A 16,631-nucleotide genomic window follows, 5' to 3' on the forward strand; every position below is an offset into this window, starting at 1 on the left:
TTTGCACAATAAGCAAGGCCTTCCCTTTGGTTATATTTCAATTACTACTTCACCTTCATTCCTTGGTTCTTCAAAATCATTTGGATAATTCATTAAAACTTCTACTATCACCCTACTATGTGGAAATGCATTTGATGAATTTATCGTTCAAGTGATGAAAGCAAAAGAAGCATCAGTGGATGAAGAATGAATGATTACTTATGTGTCTTTTTTGCCATAATAAAAAGGGGCTGTCCCAAAAGTCATGAAAATGACCTTTGAGGGTTCAGCCCCTTTTTGAATATTATAAAGTGAGAGGGAAGACACCGCTCCCGAGATGGGTGGCACGCTTTCCGCAGGCGGGCGCTGAACTAACTGTCTACGCCAGTGGATTTCAGCCTGCCCTTTCCTCCTGCAGGAGTCGGCCACCCATCTCGTCCGCTACCTTTCATTTTCTAGCAAAAAAAAGCACAAAAAAATCGCTCTTTCCTTTAGAATGGACTTACCACAGCACAAACCAAAGAGGAGCGATTTTTATGTGTAACCAAAAGGCTACTTTCCAAGATTATAACATGAACCAACTCTATCTTCCTATGGATTATTCTGATTTAATTCCTGAAAATCATATGGTTCATGTGGTGAACGATATGGTGAATGGATTAAAGGATGAAATCTTCTTCGAAGCGTATCAAGGAGGTGGGCGTCCTGCCTATCACCCTAAAATGATGACGAAGATTGTCCTATTTGGCTACACCCAAAAATGGTTTTCCTGTCGAGAGATCGCCAGAGCCCTAACGGAGAACCTTCCAATGATGTGGTTAGCTGCGGGGCAAACGCCAGATTTTCGAACGATCAATCGCTTTCGCTCTGAACGTTTAAAGCCTTTGATGGATCGTTTATTTACAGAGTTAACCAAACTATTAATCAAAGAAGGCTATATCGATGGTCAGCACTATTTCTTAGATGGAACCAAAATCGAAGCCAACGCGAATAAATATTCATTCGTTTGGAAAAAGAGTGTTCAAGGCTACGAAGAAAAACTTCAAGCTAAAGTAGAAGATCTATTAGAGGAGATCCACGAACAAATCCAAATCGATACGTCAGTGCTCCGAAAAGAAGATCCTCTTTTTCAAAAACAACGGCTTTCAAGCGAGGCTCTTGAGAGTGTCATTCAAGCACTAGAAGAAGAACTCCAACAAAAAGAATCGAAGTTCGAAGAAATCCAAGATGTAGAGAAGCAAAAAGAGACGAAACAAGAAATACGCTCTCTTAAGAAAGCACATAAAAAAGCCCAGACCGATTATCTTCCACGTCTGCAGAAATATGAAAAGTCCTTTCAGTTATTGGGGCACCGAAATAGTTACTCCAAAATAGATACCGATGCGACCTTTATGCGGATGAAGGACGATCATATGAACAACGGGCAATTGAAGGCGGGGTACAATTGGCAAATCGGGACTCAAAACCAATTTATTCTTTTTTACAGTCTTCACTCGAACCCAACGGATACACGCTGTTTAGTCCCACATGTTGAGGCCTTGAAACAAAGTGGTTTACCCTGGCCGAAACTTCTTGTGGCCGATGCCGGTTATGGAAGTGAGTCGAATTATGTGGCGATGGAAGATGAACCTTTTGAAACGCTCATTCCTTATAACACCTTTCGTCAGGAACAAAAACGTTCGTATTCCAAGAAGATATTTCATCCACACAACTGGAACTATGAAGAAGTCGATGATTTTTATTGGTGTCCGAACCACCGAAAAGTCCTGTTTAAGCGATACAGTCAACGTACGGACCGATATGGCTACATAAGAGACTTCAAGATTTATGAATGTGAATCATGTGAAGGTTGCCCATTTAAATCGGATTGTACAAAAGCCAAAGCCAACCGGCAGGTTCATTACAACCCGGTTGATGAAGAATTACGAGTGAAGCAAAACCGAAAACTAAATAGGGAAGAAGGCCGAGCACTTTACCAAAAAAGAAAAATCGAGGTGGAAAGTGTATTTGGTCATGTCAAACAGAACCTGGGCTTTCGACGATTACACTTACGAGGTAAAGAAAAAGTTCATGTGGAGCTCGGGCTTATCGCCCTCGCTCACAATATTAGGAAGCGAGCGACGATCAGTCGTCGCTCGAAAACCAAACTCTATCCATATTGTCCTAAAAAAAGAATCGAGAAGCTGAAACTTCTCGATTCTTTTTTTATTTAAGGGCTTTTAGGACAGCCCCCTTTTATATTAGAGAGAGTAGCCACGTTAAGTCACTCAGGCTCCGTTCTCTGGAGTGAGGGCTCAACTTCCTACCAAAAGCCATTTATAGGATGAAAAACGTCTAGATAGAAAAGCTCATTCCTAACAATAAATTGATAAACGCCAATTTACTACGCTGCTCCAAATAATTTCAAAATCGCTAAGATTAATATTCCAATTACGCCAAAGTCTGAATCTCCAAATGTTGTTCCTTCAAAACCGATATCTCCCATTAAGACTAATAAAATTGCTGGGATAAAACTAATAATAATTCCGTTAGCCAGTGATCCAAATATCGCTCCGCGTAGACCGCCTGTAGCATTTCCAAATACTCCAGCTGCTGCACCGGTAAAAAAGTGTGGCACTAAGCCGGGTACAATAACCTTTAAACCGATAATAGGTAAAATAAACATTGATAAAAGTCCGGCAATAAAGCTAAATAAAAATCCAATAATAACAGCATTTGGTGCAAAAGGGAAAACGGTTGGACAATCTAATGCTGGTTTCGTATTTGGGGCCACTTTCTCAGCAATCCCCTTAAATGCTGGGACAATTTCAGCAATCAACATTCTTACACCAGCTAAAATTATATATACCCCTGCGGCAAATGTAATCGCCTGCATTAATGAGAACACAATAAAGTTCGAGCCGTCAGAGAGTGTAGATTCAACATACCCTTGACCAGCAAACAATGCGACAATGACAAAGAATATGACCATAGTAAGTGAAACAGCTACGGACGTATCTCGTAAAAAACCTAGAGATTTGGGAACTTTAATATGTTCAGTTGTTTGCTCTTTATTTCCAAACCATTTTCCAACTTTTGCTGAGATAAAGTATCCGAGTGTCCCGAAATGCCCAATTGCAAAATCATCGCTCCCTGTAATTTTTCTTACATATGGTTGAATCATAGCAGGGAATAACACCATACATAAACCTAGAATAATGGAACCAATCAGAACAAGTGGAACACCTTGCAGTCCTCCAATGGATAATGTAACCGCGATCAAGCACGCCATAAATAAAGTATGATGACCTGTTAAAAAGATATATTTAAACGGTGTAAAGCGTGCAAGTAGAATATTAGCAACCATACCAAATACCATAATAAGTGCAGTCGATGTCCCAAACTCACTTTGGGCAGCAGCCACAATCGCCTCATTGTTAGGAATCACTCCTTGAACGTTAAAGGCATAATTAAACATCTGACTAAAGATATCTAGGGAGCCAATCAGAACTCCCGCACCCGCTCCAATAATGACAAATCCCATTATCGTTTTTAAAGTACCAGATACAACATCTGCAGTCGCTTTACGTTGTAATAACAATCCGATTAGAGCAAAGAGACCTACCAAAATAGCTGGAGTCGCCAAAATATCTTTCATAATAATTTCTAACATATTCTGCCCTCCCCCTTTCTTCTCTTTTCCTTTAAGTTAAATGCAGTTCTAACTTAGATTTAATTTCTGGGATACTCATCATGTTTTCTAATGTAACAATTGTTCTACTCCCATCATCCAATTGTCCCAAAATATCCGCTGCTCCTATATAAATATCTGCTTGTACGGTTCTTGCTGAAGCTAAATCGGTATGATCTACTTCTGCTGTCTTCCCCATTTCCGTCAACGCCTTCTTCACATTCATTTCCATAATAAAACTGCTCCCTAACCCATTTCCACAAACGACCATAATCTTCATATTGTTTCCTCCTTCGAATATTTATGAATATAATCTAGTAACACTGCTTTATCTGTACTTTGTAAAATATCCTCTATATTAGATGGTTCCCCAAGTAGCTGTGTTAATTGAACTAATGCACGTAAATGGGACTCACTATCAACCGCAGCCAAAACAACAATTAGTCGAACTGGCTTCTCTGGTGCAAAATCGACTGCTTCATCTAATTTCAAAAGGCTCATCGATAAAGAACGGACTCCCTGCTCCGGGCGTGAATGAGGAATCGCTACCCCTGGAGTAATGACGACGTAAGGTCCATTCGTATCTATCGATTGAATCATCGCCTCTACATATCTTTCTTCTATCGTTCCTAAGTCTACCAGTGGCTGTGATGCAACCCGAATCGCTTCTTTCCAGTCAGAAACTCGCGACTGTAATTGAATCGTTTGTGATGTGAGTAATTCTTCTAACACTGGCTTCTCCACCCCTTCCAATAAATGTTTATTTCTTTTATCTGTATGAGTATAAATCTGTGATTGAAGTGCTTTTTCAAGCTGACCAGTATCATGAATCGTTGCATATTGAGAAATAACCTTTAATAAAGAAGTTACATCCAAGTTTTGTGCGGTATATCCATATAACTCCTGCATGACTTTCTGACGCAGCTTCTGCTTATCTTGCATCTCCAAAATTGGTGGCACAACAAATAATTCTGCTTTTGTTCTAAGGTGTACAGTTGAAAAGACCAAATCATATGATAAAGGGTAATGAACCGCATCTCGAACAGATAAAGCATCTAAGAATAAAATATCTGGAAATAACTCCCTTAAGGTATAGATTAAAAAGTTACTAATGCCAATCCCATTAGGACAGACAACAATCGCTCGCTTTCGATCGTCTAATGTATCTCCTTGTCTGCGAAGCCACCCGCCAAAATGAATCGTAAAATACGCCAACTCATCTTCTGAAACGGAATAACCGATAGCTTCTTCTATTGGCCATAACGATTTCTTAGTTAGATGATGTAGTTCCGGGTATACCTTTTGAACCCGTTCTGTCATCGTATTGATAAGAGAAATCCGGTACTTCATTCGATAATACGCAGGTCTAAAATGAACATACAGTTGTTGATAGAACAGCTCCTTATCCTGCAAGTGTATGCATGCTAACCTTTCAAATTCTTCCACTATTTTTCGTAAAAGTTCATGAATGACATGATCATCTTGTAACGGCGAAACATCCTTTGTTCGATTCATACTTAGCAAGTGTAACGTCGCATACAATCGTTCCGTTTGATTCCAATCCCCTTGAAAAGTTTTCATTTTTGTCATTTGCTCAACTAGTTTGTATTCATTTGTTGAAGTCAATCCTTCCCAACTATGGATAGACTCTAATGCTTCTCCCTTTCCAATTAACTGGTCCGTACATAAGAACAAATAGGTCAGCTCTTGTAACCGTTCATCAGTAAGGGTGATGCCTAATTTTTGTTCTACCGACTCCAATTGCAACTGTATCGATTGAATTTGTTCTTCTCGGTCACCCCATATACAATCAATAATGAGGTTGCTACTAGTGCTATTCAATACATCATGTATGAGTTGTTCTATCGTGTACCTTTTTAGGTTACTATCGCCTTTTATTAGATAGCCCTTCTGCTTAGAATATATAATTTGAAGTTGTTGTAATTGTGCCTTTTCTTTAAGTTGCCGCAGATCTTTCAAAATCGTATTACGAGAAACTCCTGTGATATATTGAAAATGATAGACAGACAGCGTTTCCTCACTGAGTAAAAGCATTAGATAAATAACTTTTTCACGATCTTCCTCAGAAAACACATAAGTTCGTTTAGTCAGTTTTTCCTGTAAATCCTCATCTCGAATTTTATCAGACAAATCATATCCAACTTTTCTGTCAAAGTGGATCGGTTTATACCCATATGACTTTAACCAATCATTTAGTTTCCCTATTCCATATTGCAGTTGTCTTCGAGTCAAACCTGTTTGCGCTTCAAGTTCACTCATTTTTAAAGGAGATGCTTGTTGTAATACGCGTATTATGTCAGCACTTCGTTCATCAAGAACCATCTTCTTATCCTCCTTGCTTTAAAGATACAATACCCTTAATAAAAACTGTATTGTTTTTGAGTCCGAATATTGTCCATTGTTCTGCACAACAATAGACTCTATACGATGGCTCATTTACCTTCCAATCAGCTCTATTTATTGGGAGAGAGTTTGTGAAGGGAGTGCAGGATAAATCTATATCAATAGCTCCTTCTAAATGCTCCAACTCTCTTCGGTCTTCATCAAACCACTTTCCTAAACCATTACTAGAAATAAAGAGTTCTCGACCATGTTTGCTGTTTTTAACTTCGAGTTTGCTAACCGTCCAATTGTTATTTAAAATCACTTTATATTCCATTTTAGTAGGTAGATTTGTCGTATTAATTATTGTACTCTTAACAATAATTTCTTTATCATCAGATGTTAATTCCATATACTCCAGTCCACGAGTTTCGATATTTTCCCAAACCATAGTTTTCTTCAATAAAATTCCTCCATATACATTTTCTTATGATATCCTCTTATGCTAAATTAAGAGCATTTTAAAATAACGTGACTCTTTGCATCCATAGGAAAAGAGCAATACCTTTGTTTAGGTATCACTCTCTTTATTTTAGTATAGTCGTTTCACTAGCGGTTTTTATAAGTAACAAGAAATGGTCCCAACAAGGAACCCAAAAGCACTATAAGAACACTTACACCGAGAGTAGGCATTATGTTTGAAAAAGGCGAAAGAAAATGTCCAAATATCAACATGGGTACAATGGTTAAGGAAACAAAAATAAACCTACTAGAGAATGTTATTTTATATACAGATTCACATTTATTGCATTTAATTGGATTATAATTCAACCAAAGTGATTGATATATTTCACTTCAACTAAACTGTTCTTTACACTTCTCACACTTTTGCAAAATTGAACCTCCCCCCTTATCTGAATAAGACTATTAACTTTTCATTCGTTTGATAATCATTAAATAGTTTATCTAAATGCTCTTCAACTTTTTCAGCCCACTCATCAAATTCATCGAAAGGTGGCTCACCAAATTTTTGTTCAATATACTCGTCTATATAAGCAGACCTTTTATGTGTTTCGTTAAACCAAATATCAAAATACTCTTCCTCTGAAACTCCTAACCTTGAAGCTTGATATTTAATAAATTCTTCATTTCCAATCACCTCTAAGAACTCATGCACTTCCAAAGTATCGTAACCTGGGAAGATCGTATTTTTAAGTTTTTCAATTTCTTCATCCGTAATTTTTATTCCTAACTCTTTTGCTTCATGAATGACAATTTCATCTTGCAAATAACGAATAATAAAATCCTCTTCTAAAGGGTATACCTTAAGAACATCTTCAGCTCTAATTTCATTATCATTTAAAAGAGCAATTGTATCCTCATTATCGAATGTCTGTGTAGAACACCCAACAAGTATAAAAAGAAAGAAGAATAAATGTAATAGATTCCTCAAATCAAATTACCTCCTAAGTACAATGCAAGGTCCAATAACTAGTCAACCTTAACATATTTTTATTTATGATTGCGTATTTTGTGGGAAATTCTTCTTTAACTAAAAATTTCTTCCTCCACAAGAAAAAGAGCAATACCATTTTTTAGGTATCGCTCTACAGTATCCTCATCATAAAAAAATCAATTGTTAATTGCCCCTACATTATTCTTTATATCTAATTCCAATTCTTCAATTTCTAGCTCCCATTTATCTAATGAATCAATAATAACTTGTTTTACAATAGTAGGATAAGATCCTCTTGTCTCTTCAAATACGGAACTCAATTCATCTCTATCTTTTTTCAATAACAATACTGCTTCTTTCTTTTGCTCCACTGTCATATATTCAAATATTCTTCTAGACTTTCTATTCATTTTTTTCCTCCTTTTTTACGTACAAATATTTAAGTAACTCACTTTATAAACAATCTATTATTTGATTTCAATAAACTTTTTAAAAATTCCTTTCAAGCAACATACTGACTTGTTTAGCTATTGAATCCGTACTTTCAGGGGTTTCATCTAACAGATACAATTCCATGACTCCAACAATGGCCATTCCCAAAAATCGGAAAAACACTTCCTCACTAATTCCTTTATTTTTTCCATTTTTTAAATCGACTTTTTCTTTAATTTCTTCTATTACAAAATCTAAAAAATGATTTCTAAAGGTGATTGTTCCTTTACTTGAGAATAAAGGTGAAAAAAATAACTTGTTTTGCTCAAAATATTCGAACCAAATAACTGTACCTTCTACTAAACCCTTGTCTTTTTTTTGCTCGCAAATAACTTTCAAGTCAGCTAAATGTTCCTCAATGAGTTTATCGAGTAAATCGAATTTATCGAGATAATGTAAATAGAACGTTCTATTCCCAACGTTCGCTCCATCGCAAATATCCTTTACCGTAATTTTATCAAAGATTTTTTCTGTCATGAGCTCAATAAAAGCGTTTTTTATTGCTTCTTGAGATTTAAGTATCCTTCTATCGACTTTAGTCATGGTCCTAGTCACCAAACTTTCTTGAAGATTAATGCACAATTTCAATTCATTCGTGCATTAATGCATAAATTGATCGAAATTGACGTTTGAAAACATCCTGTTCTCCTATTATATTATACATACAGAAGAAATAATACATATTAACGCATTATTTCTCCTGTATGTTATTTATCTACCTGTAACATTATAAAACAGGAATATTCAAAGAAAGAAGGGATGGAGATTTTAAAAAGAAGGGATTAACTAAGTTAGATTTTATATAGATCCACTAATAGTTTCGTTTGTCATTATAGTTAATAGAATTTGTTTCTAATCAAAATATATGTGGTCAAAAAATTTATTTATAGAAGGAGAAAAAACATGAAAAAATCAGTAACGTTTAAACATGGTACTTTAAATATGGCAGGCAATCTTTATTTACCAGATGGATTTGACGAAAATAAAACCTATCCAGCAGTTGTTAGTGTCCATCCTGGTGGCGGAGTAAAAGAACAAACAGCAGGAGTCTATGCACAAAAACTTTCTGACCAAGGTTTTGTTGCGTTAGCATTTGACGCGTCTTGTCAAGGAGAGAGCGAGGGTGAACCACGTTTACTTGAAGACCCATATGCTCGAGTAGAAGATGTACGTTGTGCCATCGATTATTTGACGACTCTTCCATATATTGATCAAGAAAAGATTGGAGCACTTGGTATTTGTGCAGGTGGAGGTTATGCTGTTTCTGCCGCTCAAACAGACCGTCGTATCAAAGCAGTAGCGACAGTCAGTGCCGTAGATATTGGTGCCATGTTCCGAGGAGAAGCAAGCGTTGAAACACAATTACAAACACTTGAGGCCGTTGCAAAGCAGCGTACTGCCGAAGCAAATGGTTCAGAAGTGAATCAACTTACTTGGGCACCTGATACGCTTCGGGAAATTAACGAAGAAACACCTGTGCTTTTACGTGAAGCTTATGACTACTACAGAACACCCAGAGCACAGCATCCTAATTCTCCAAATCGATTCCAATTTACAAGTATGGACAAACTAATGTCATTCTCAGCTTCAAGCCAAATTAGCACCTACCTCACTCAACCGATGTTATTAATTGTAGGCGATGCGGCTGATACACGCGGTTACAGTGACCAATTCTACGCATTGTCAAATGGACCAAAAGAATTGTTCGAAGTTGAGGGTGCAACGCATATTGCTATGTACGATATCCCAGAATATGTAGGACAAGCTGTATCTAAGTTAACAGCTTTCTTTGGTAAAAATCTTTAAGAAGTTAGATAAAACGTCTAAAAAAAGAGGTTTAGTATCATTAAAGCGGTTTTCCTAAAAAACTAGGAAAACCGCTTTTCTAATTTCTACACTACTAAATTAATGAATAGTTAGCCCCTACTTTTAAGGTTTTCCTATTTATTTAAAACCTCTAAAATACTATTTGCTGCATATTTCCCGGAACATATAGCCCCTTCCATAAAGTTAGGGAAGCTTGGTGAGATTTCACTACTCGAAAAGATAAAATTTTTATATCGTTTTCTTAAGATGTCGGCCGCATTATATAATCCATTAAAATGAACCTTTGCACTATAGCCACCACCACAGTATGGATCGTTTACCCAAACGCATTCTTCCATATCTAAATAATTTCGAGCTACTTCCCCAAATACATCATGTAATCGTTCGAGAGCATATTCTATTCGTTGTACCTTACTTTTCATTGCCAGACGTCTTGCTATATCTGCTCCAATGAACATCGTCAAACGACTCTCATCACCCACTTTTGAAGAATCGATTACACTTACCCCTTGCGACTCTGTATAAATGACCCCTTTCAATCGTTTCATCTTACCTTTTGCTAAGTATTCATGCCAAAATGGTTTCTTATAAGCCCAAGTTATTTTGATAATAGCTCCATCTGAATAACTGTTTAAAGCTTTTTCGAAATGATGAGCTAAGTTCGTACTATACGTTAACCGGCTTGCTGCAGCTGGTGGAATAGCGAGTATTACTGCATCCGATGTATACTTTTGATTTACAGAACGAATCTTATAACCATTTTCTATTTCTAGTACTTCATTCACAGGTTCACCATATACAATCTTGTCTTTCGAAATTTTTTCTAAAGATAAAACAAGATTATTCAATGGCCCTGAAGCTTGATGAGTGAGGTCACTCTGAGTGGATAGGTACTTTTCTTTAGCATCCAATAATGCTTTACTACTTAAATTTTTAGGATTAATATTAAATAGCTCTGAATGGTAACTACGGATGATTTTTTGGATATGATTATCTTTTATCACCTTTTCATACAGCTCAGACAATCGTTCATCCTTTTTATGAATTTGAATGAACAAGTCTTTTTCAACCTCTTCTAAGATCGAATCGACCGATATTTTCTTTATTTCATCAATTTCAACGGCATCCTCTGTCACATCGGTTTCAAGAATTTCCATTCCCGAATGCTTAATCAGCTCCACCATTTCTGTCATATCTTTATTTAAAAATTGGGCACCAAGCTCAAAATAACGGGGACGTTCAGCCGAAGAACTTGAGATTACTTTTCCACCTGGCCGTGAATTCGCCTCAATCACTTTGTAATTCACACCTCTTTCCTTTAGCATCTTAGCCGCTGACAAGCCTGCTAATCCTGCCCCAACAATTATTACATCATAATGTTGTTTGTTTAGCTCCTGCATATTTTTCACCTTTATTTCTAACTGAATTACATAAATTCTCCTGTTTTTATTCTCTCCTAAAAGTTAAATATAAATATCTCTAACTAAAATTTTGTTGTTTCTGATTTTATTGATGAATTATAAGTATTCCAACTCGATACATGGTAGCAATAGGAGGTTAACAACCACGAACAAGTATTAAGAGGTAAATTCAGGAATTGTAGCGATTGAAATGAGGTATATATTTATGAGGTATTTGTTAAAACCGAGAAGATGATGATGTCACAATCCTTCTTTCACTGACCTGCTTTTTTCTTAAAAAAGAGTATCGCTGGTTAATAAAGGATTCTCCACTATAATCGTCGAATTAAATGATAATTCACGGCTCATCCTATTGAGGAATAAACCTTCTTAAGCTAAAAGGGGCAGATTGTGTCAAAATAAGGTATAATTAATTGTATTCTTTTGTTTTTTAATTACAAAATACCCTTGAATAACAGAGCCAACCAGTTCTACGTGTATCAACCTCTTTATATGCTTAAGAGCAACATTTTCATTAGGTTTTTCTAAGTTATATATTGTAGCATGGCTCGTTCTATCGTACTATTTATGAATACTGATTAAGTTATAATATCGGGCTTTAAGGGTATAGGTAAAGATAAAGAGATTTTCAGAAATAGATTTAATGTTTACCGATTCATTATAGGCATTCGTTGAATCTCTATTACTAGGTAAACTTTATTCCCTAAAACCGTAGTTATTTCAATATTAATTTTTCTTAAAAAGAATAGGAGTGATTGTATGTTATCAGAAAAACTTGTTAAGGCACTTAACCGACAAATGAATATTGAGTTTCAAGCAGCACACGATTATATGGCAATGGCAGCCTATTGCCAACAAACTAGCTATGATGGGTTCGCTAATTTCTTTTTACAACAAGCGACAGAAGAGCGTGATCATGGAATGAAAGTCTACACGTATTTAAACGATAAAGGACACCCAGCTATTTTTTCAGAAATTAAAGCTCCAAAAGCTCAGTTCGGCTCTTTAGTTGAAACATTTGAAGCTGCTTTATTGCAAGAACGTAAAGTAACCAAAAGTTACTACGACGTATATGGAATTGCCCAAGATGAACGTGAATACCAAACCCTCTCGTTCTTAAATTGGTTCTTGGATGAACAAGTTGAAGAAGAATCAACATTTGAAACGCATATTGATTATTTGACTCGTATTAAAGACGATTCAAACGCTTTGTATATTTACGAACAAGAATTAGGAAAACGTAAAGCGGGAGAATAGGTAAGTAACTTAATGAAACAACTTAGCTTCTACGCATTCCTCAAGTGAACCAGGAGCCCCTCACGACAAAGTGCTGCGGGGGCTCCTGGTTTCACTTCTGAGGCCACTAAAAAAAGGTCTACTCGTTAAAAATGGTTCCATTAGTTAGCATACTCCGCCAGCACAATACCCTACGCGTTCCGCGGGAGTCTCCGGGTATTGTGCTGGCTCGGTTAAAAAATTGGAAACAGCTCTTCTAAAGTTAACCATCATCCTATCCCATACACATACTTTATTCAGAAACTTTTGAGACAGCCCCAATATCTAAAGTATTCAATTGCTAATTAACATATCCACTCTGAAAGCTATCATTCCAAATAATACTACCTTCTAAGTCTACTACTTCAATTGAAATTATACTGTGTTCTCCTGTTACACTAGGGTCATCCTCAAAAAAACTAACCCAAATTCTTTCTCCATTCTCCCTTTCAAAAATAAATGTCTCTTGTTCGACTGAATCCATTTTTATCCGTACGGTTGCAATGTTTTTATTCAATAGCATACCGTAGTACATATTCTCGTTCGGTCCCTTTACACCTGACCAACTAAATCCTTGGATAGGGCGTTCTACATAATCTTCCTCATAAGAAGAAGAGAGCTCACCCGCGGTTCCATGTGGATTTGGTTTGTAGTAAAATTCCAACCTATCTTCCATCTGAAAAAGTAGAAAATAATCTTCTCCTATCTTCTCTTTATGTAAAACTTCCATTTCGACATACGGATCCTCGAAACGGTGCACGTAACCAAACATTCGATGATTTAAATCCTCAAGTAATTCTATTTCTTTTTGTAAATTATCAACTTCACCCTTAAGATTAATTTCATTTAAGGTCGGTCCTGAATCGTTTTCTTTATAAGCACTTGAAAATTCATTATGAATAAAGATTTCACTCACTTGAGCAGCTAATAATAACAGAATGATAATAGCGGCACTTATTAGAAGACTAGGATAAAACTTGTTCGCTCTCTTTTTAACTAGAACCCTTTTACGAATGTTTTCCTTATGTTTCTTAGAAAATCGATTTTGTTTATACACAGTTCTATTAAGTGATTTTTTGATTTGTTCCCCTAATTCTTCCAACTAGGACCCTCCTCTATCATTTTTTTTAATAATTTCTTTCCTCTATGTAATCTTGTTTTAACTGTGTTTTCATTCGTTCTTAAAATTTGACTAATTTCCAGGATCGATGCATCTTCGTAATAGAATAAAATCAACACTTCACGATATTTAACCGGTAAAGTTAATAGGGCATTCGTCATCTGTTGATCCTTCTCATGCTCAAGCAATATTAATTCAGGTGTTGTTCGAGCTTCTGGATTCGTTTTAAAAATGGAGATATTTGATATCATTCTTTTAAAATAAGTACTTCGTAAAACGTCTTTACACTGATTGCTTGTAATAGAGTAAAGCCATGTTTGTATAGATGAGTCCATCCGAAAACTCTCAAGACGGTGATGACATTTTATAAAAACCTCTTGCACAACATCTTCCGCAAGCCCCCAATCCTTCAGATAGCCATAAGCTAATCTAATGAGCTTCTCACCGTACTCGTCCATTATCATTTCAAATATTAATTCTTTTTTATCTTCAGCCATTAAATGACTTAAAATTTCATTATTTAGCACATAATTTACCTCCTCTTTACCTTTTAGACGAAAAAGTGTCCATTTAGTTTCAGTAAATGCAGTAAAATTTTAAAGGTAATTAGTATTAAAAATATTGGCTAGTAGGTGGAGTAACCTACTAGCCAATACTATTATTACCTGAATGAACACTCTCTTTTTAAATTTTATACAAAATAAACTCTTTCAGTTTAGAAAACTTAAAAATCCCAGTCAGTGTTAAGATCATAATCATTGAAAGAGAGCTTAACAATTTAAATTCAAAATCAATTAAGTCAAACCAATACATACTTAGTGGAAACATAATGAGGAGGGTTAATAAATACGGCAAAGTCATTACATAATACAGCCCTCTTCCTTTCCTAAATTTGAAGAAAGAATCCCATTTAGCTTGATTCATATGGAAGATTTTTTTTATCATCATAAAAGTAAACATTAATAAACCTATATAAAATAAAGAAACTAATAGACTTATAACAAGATAAGACATGATAAAAATAAGTACATTCAATGCCACTCCTCCTTTCCAATACGGAAATAACAACTTCAATTTAAATTATTATATAAAACCGAAGCACACCTATTTTGAAGAATTATTTACTTCTTAAATGAATATGCCTTATGCTCTCTTGGACTGAGGTTTCTATATAACCAATGATTTGGTCCAAGGTAAATACCTTAAGAGGTTCCTTAAGCTTGGATTGTTCAAAGTTCATATCTTCTAAAACATATGGAGTAAAATTCCTTATATCCCCTACTGTCACTTCCTCTAAATCAATGATTTCATTGTTGTGCTGTAATGCTTGTTCTAATTCATCTTTTACAACGTAGTAATCGATTAATTTTCCGTTTAATAAATGAAAATCGTTATGATAACGCTGAAAAACCTCTCGATCATTTTCTAACCTGTTTTTTAACCAAGGTAAATAAAAACCCTTTAGCCAAATATCATCGGCAATTAGATGAGAGTAGTACCCCAATAGATAATCGGTTTGTTTGTACTCACTATATTTATGTAATAAACCTTCAAAATCAATCCTTCTTGAATAATCACTGAAATCCCCAACAAAAAAGTGCGATAAATCTTTTGGCGAGACAGCATCAGGAGCAACCCCTCCTATTAAAAATGAAGATTTTTTTGTAATGGATAATTGATTAGCAACCCGGTTTGCGATGATAAGGTGCATAATTCTTGAGCCCACAATATCAACTCCTTTTTTGTAGAAAATTATACCACTTATTGAATAATCATCCATGTTAGTGTGATAAAATTGTGAATAGTTAATAATGGACACTGCGGCTATTCTCAATTTTCACCTGAGTTATCAATTTCATTATAGATATAACATGAACTACATTCTTCAATGTTTGAAATGCTTGTTTTGTGTTTTTTAGTAAACAAAAAACAGGTAAGCCATTTAATAGTGCTACCTGTTAAAATATTACTGCCTTCTCTATAATAAGTGATACTAATGAAACTTATCATTATCTCAGCAATCATTATAGATAATGACGTTCGTTACCGTTTAATATTTTCTATAAGTGGGAAGTGATACTATGAATATCTACCAAACCATTAATGATATGTTTATAGGAGCAAGACTTAAATCAGCATTGATTTCGTATTGCTATATCCTCTGCTCTTTTTTCATCGTATACATAATTTATAACAGTGATGCATTATTTTATTTAATTTTTATTGCCTTTTTTACTTTTCCTGCTGTTATTATTGGCATTATTATTTCCATTATAATAGATATGGTCATCATCAAAATGAAATGGAACTTAAATAAAATTGGGCATATGCTCATATATTCCCTATTAGGTCTAATGATTTCTTTAACCTATAGCTTATTCATATTGGATGTATGGAATATGGAAGGCCATATATTTAATGCACTCTTATCGATATCCGCAACCACCCTTTATTATCTACTGTTTATTTATTTTAAAGACTGATTCATAGCTTTATAATAGAAAATCGTTGCATCCAATTCACCATTTGCCGATTTCGCATAGTTAGGAATCCGGCCTGCCTGGATATAACCTAATGACGTATATAGTTTATTAGAAGGGTCTCCTTCTCTTGTATCTAGAACCAATAACGACCGTCCCTCCTGCTTAGCCCGTTCCTCAGCTTTTTCCATCAGTGAACGCCCAATTCCATTCCTTCGATAATGAGGATGTGTCATTAGTTTCGCAATCTCAGCCCGATGACGCCCATTTTGTTTTCCACATAGCTGCAATTGCACACTTCCAACTATCTGATTATTTATTTTAGCGACAAATAAAATCACCTCTGGCTCTAGTACATGACTCCAATATTTAGTTGCATCCGCTAATGGCAGTGGTGGTAAAAACCCAATTGATGCATCATCTTCTACTACCTGTATTAAGAGTTCCGATAATTCATTCATATGTCCTTCGATTTTGTTCACTTGTTCAATGTCCACATTCTTGCCCAATAAAATCACCTCAATAAATAGATTACCTTTCTACTCTCTCACCTCTTCACAAATTGTAC

17 protein-coding genes are annotated in these 16,631 nt (G+C 35.5%); 4 read left to right on the forward strand and 13 right to left on the reverse strand.

All coding sequences use genetic code 11. The features are described from left to right. The first annotated feature begins 515 nt into the window (after positions 1 to 515). Complete coding sequence (locus tag AA0017_RS15490) at positions 516 to 2,192, forward strand: IS1182 family transposase (protein WP_413375864.1); 1,677 nt, start codon at positions 516 to 518, stop codon at positions 2,190 to 2,192. A gap of 170 nt (positions 2,193 to 2,362) precedes the next feature. Here the strand turns inward: AA0017_RS15490 and AA0017_RS15495 are convergent, their stop codons facing one another. From AA0017_RS15495 to AA0017_RS15525, 7 genes are all read right to left on the reverse strand, one after another. Beyond that, a complete protein-coding gene (locus AA0017_RS15495; protein WP_413375866.1) occupies positions 2,363 to 3,631 on the reverse strand; it encodes a PTS ascorbate transporter subunit IIC in 1,269 nt (422 codons plus the stop codon). Between the two features lie 31 nt (positions 3,632 to 3,662). Continuing rightward, positions 3,663 to 3,929: a PTS sugar transporter subunit IIB gene (locus tag AA0017_RS15500; protein ID WP_413375868.1), complete on the reverse strand. Its 267-nt coding sequence runs from the start codon at positions 3,927 to 3,929 to the stop codon at positions 3,663 to 3,665. Next, positions 3,926 to 5,992 (reverse strand): BglG family transcription antiterminator, encoded by a 2,067-nt coding sequence (locus AA0017_RS15505; protein WP_413375870.1) that lies wholly within the window; start codon positions 5,990 to 5,992, stop codon positions 3,926 to 3,928. Before AA0017_RS15505 ends, AA0017_RS15500 begins: the two co-directional genes overlap by 4 nt. Before the next feature lie 4 nt (positions 5,993 to 5,996). Next, positions 5,997 to 6,455, reverse strand: a complete 459-nt coding sequence (locus AA0017_RS15510) for a putative glycolipid-binding domain-containing protein (protein WP_413375872.1) — start codon at positions 6,453 to 6,455, stop codon at positions 5,997 to 5,999. Between the two features lie 447 nt (positions 6,456 to 6,902). Further along, positions 6,903 to 7,445, reverse strand: a complete 543-nt coding sequence (locus AA0017_RS15515) for a hypothetical protein (RefSeq protein WP_413375874.1) — start codon at positions 7,443 to 7,445, stop codon at positions 6,903 to 6,905. A gap of 179 nt (positions 7,446 to 7,624) precedes the next feature. Beyond that, positions 7,625 to 7,858 (reverse strand): hypothetical protein, encoded by a 234-nt coding sequence (locus AA0017_RS15520; protein WP_413375876.1) that lies wholly within the window; start codon positions 7,856 to 7,858, stop codon positions 7,625 to 7,627. A 79-nt stretch (positions 7,859 to 7,937) separates the two neighbouring features. After that, complete coding sequence (locus AA0017_RS15525; RefSeq protein ID WP_413375877.1) at positions 7,938 to 8,483, reverse strand: TetR/AcrR family transcriptional regulator; 546 nt, start codon at positions 8,481 to 8,483, stop codon at positions 7,938 to 7,940. A 360-nt stretch (positions 8,484 to 8,843) separates the two neighbouring features. On the opposite strand from AA0017_RS15525, the gene AA0017_RS15530 reads away from it, so the two are divergent. After that, entirely contained in the window at positions 8,844 to 9,746 is a 903-nt protein-coding gene (locus AA0017_RS15530) for an alpha/beta hydrolase (protein WP_413375879.1), read from the forward strand. Between the two features lie 134 nt (positions 9,747 to 9,880). Here the strand turns inward: AA0017_RS15530 and AA0017_RS15535 are convergent, their stop codons facing one another. Continuing rightward, positions 9,881 to 11,167: a flavin monoamine oxidase family protein gene (locus AA0017_RS15535; RefSeq protein WP_413375880.1), complete on the reverse strand. Its 1,287-nt coding sequence runs from the start codon at positions 11,165 to 11,167 to the stop codon at positions 9,881 to 9,883. Between the two features lie 780 nt (positions 11,168 to 11,947). Between AA0017_RS15535 and AA0017_RS15540 the strand changes: the two genes are divergently transcribed. Further along, complete coding sequence (locus AA0017_RS15540; protein WP_413375882.1) at positions 11,948 to 12,445, forward strand: ferritin; 498 nt, start codon at positions 11,948 to 11,950, stop codon at positions 12,443 to 12,445. A 319-nt stretch (positions 12,446 to 12,764) separates the two neighbouring features. On the opposite strand, the gene AA0017_RS15545 is transcribed toward AA0017_RS15540, so the two are convergent. From AA0017_RS15545 to AA0017_RS15560, 4 genes are all read right to left on the reverse strand, one after another. After that, positions 12,765 to 13,565, reverse strand: coding sequence for a hypothetical protein (locus AA0017_RS15545; protein WP_413375884.1), 801 nt, complete (start codon positions 13,563 to 13,565; stop codon positions 12,765 to 12,767). After that, positions 13,553 to 14,110, reverse strand: coding sequence for a sigma-70 family RNA polymerase sigma factor (locus AA0017_RS15550; RefSeq protein WP_413375886.1), 558 nt, complete (start codon positions 14,108 to 14,110; stop codon positions 13,553 to 13,555). Before AA0017_RS15550 ends, AA0017_RS15545 begins: the two co-directional genes overlap by 13 nt. A 157-nt stretch (positions 14,111 to 14,267) precedes the next feature. Continuing rightward, on the reverse strand, positions 14,268 to 14,618 hold the full coding sequence (locus AA0017_RS15555; RefSeq protein ID WP_413375888.1) for a hypothetical protein: 351 nt from the start codon (positions 14,616 to 14,618) through the stop codon (positions 14,268 to 14,270). Positions 14,619 to 14,700: 82 nt separating this feature from the next. Next, a complete protein-coding gene (locus AA0017_RS15560; protein WP_413375890.1) occupies positions 14,701 to 15,309 on the reverse strand; it encodes a zinc dependent phospholipase C family protein in 609 nt (202 codons plus the stop codon). 355 nt (positions 15,310 to 15,664) lie between these two features. Between AA0017_RS15560 and AA0017_RS15565 the strand changes: the two genes are divergently transcribed. Next, positions 15,665 to 16,066: a hypothetical protein gene (locus AA0017_RS15565; protein WP_413375892.1), complete on the forward strand. Its 402-nt coding sequence runs from the start codon at positions 15,665 to 15,667 to the stop codon at positions 16,064 to 16,066. On the opposite strand, the gene AA0017_RS15570 is transcribed toward AA0017_RS15565, so the two are convergent. Beyond that, entirely contained in the window at positions 16,051 to 16,524 is a 474-nt protein-coding gene (locus AA0017_RS15570) for an N-acetyltransferase family protein (RefSeq protein ID WP_413382622.1), read from the reverse strand. The two genes, AA0017_RS15565 and AA0017_RS15570, sit on opposite strands and share 16 nt — an antisense overlap. Between the last annotated feature and the right edge of the window lie 107 nt (positions 16,525 to 16,631).

Source organism: Alkalihalobacillus phoenicis (assembly GCF_047302405.1).
Lineage (GTDB): Bacteria > Bacillota > Bacilli > Bacillales > Bacillaceae_D > Alkalihalobacillus.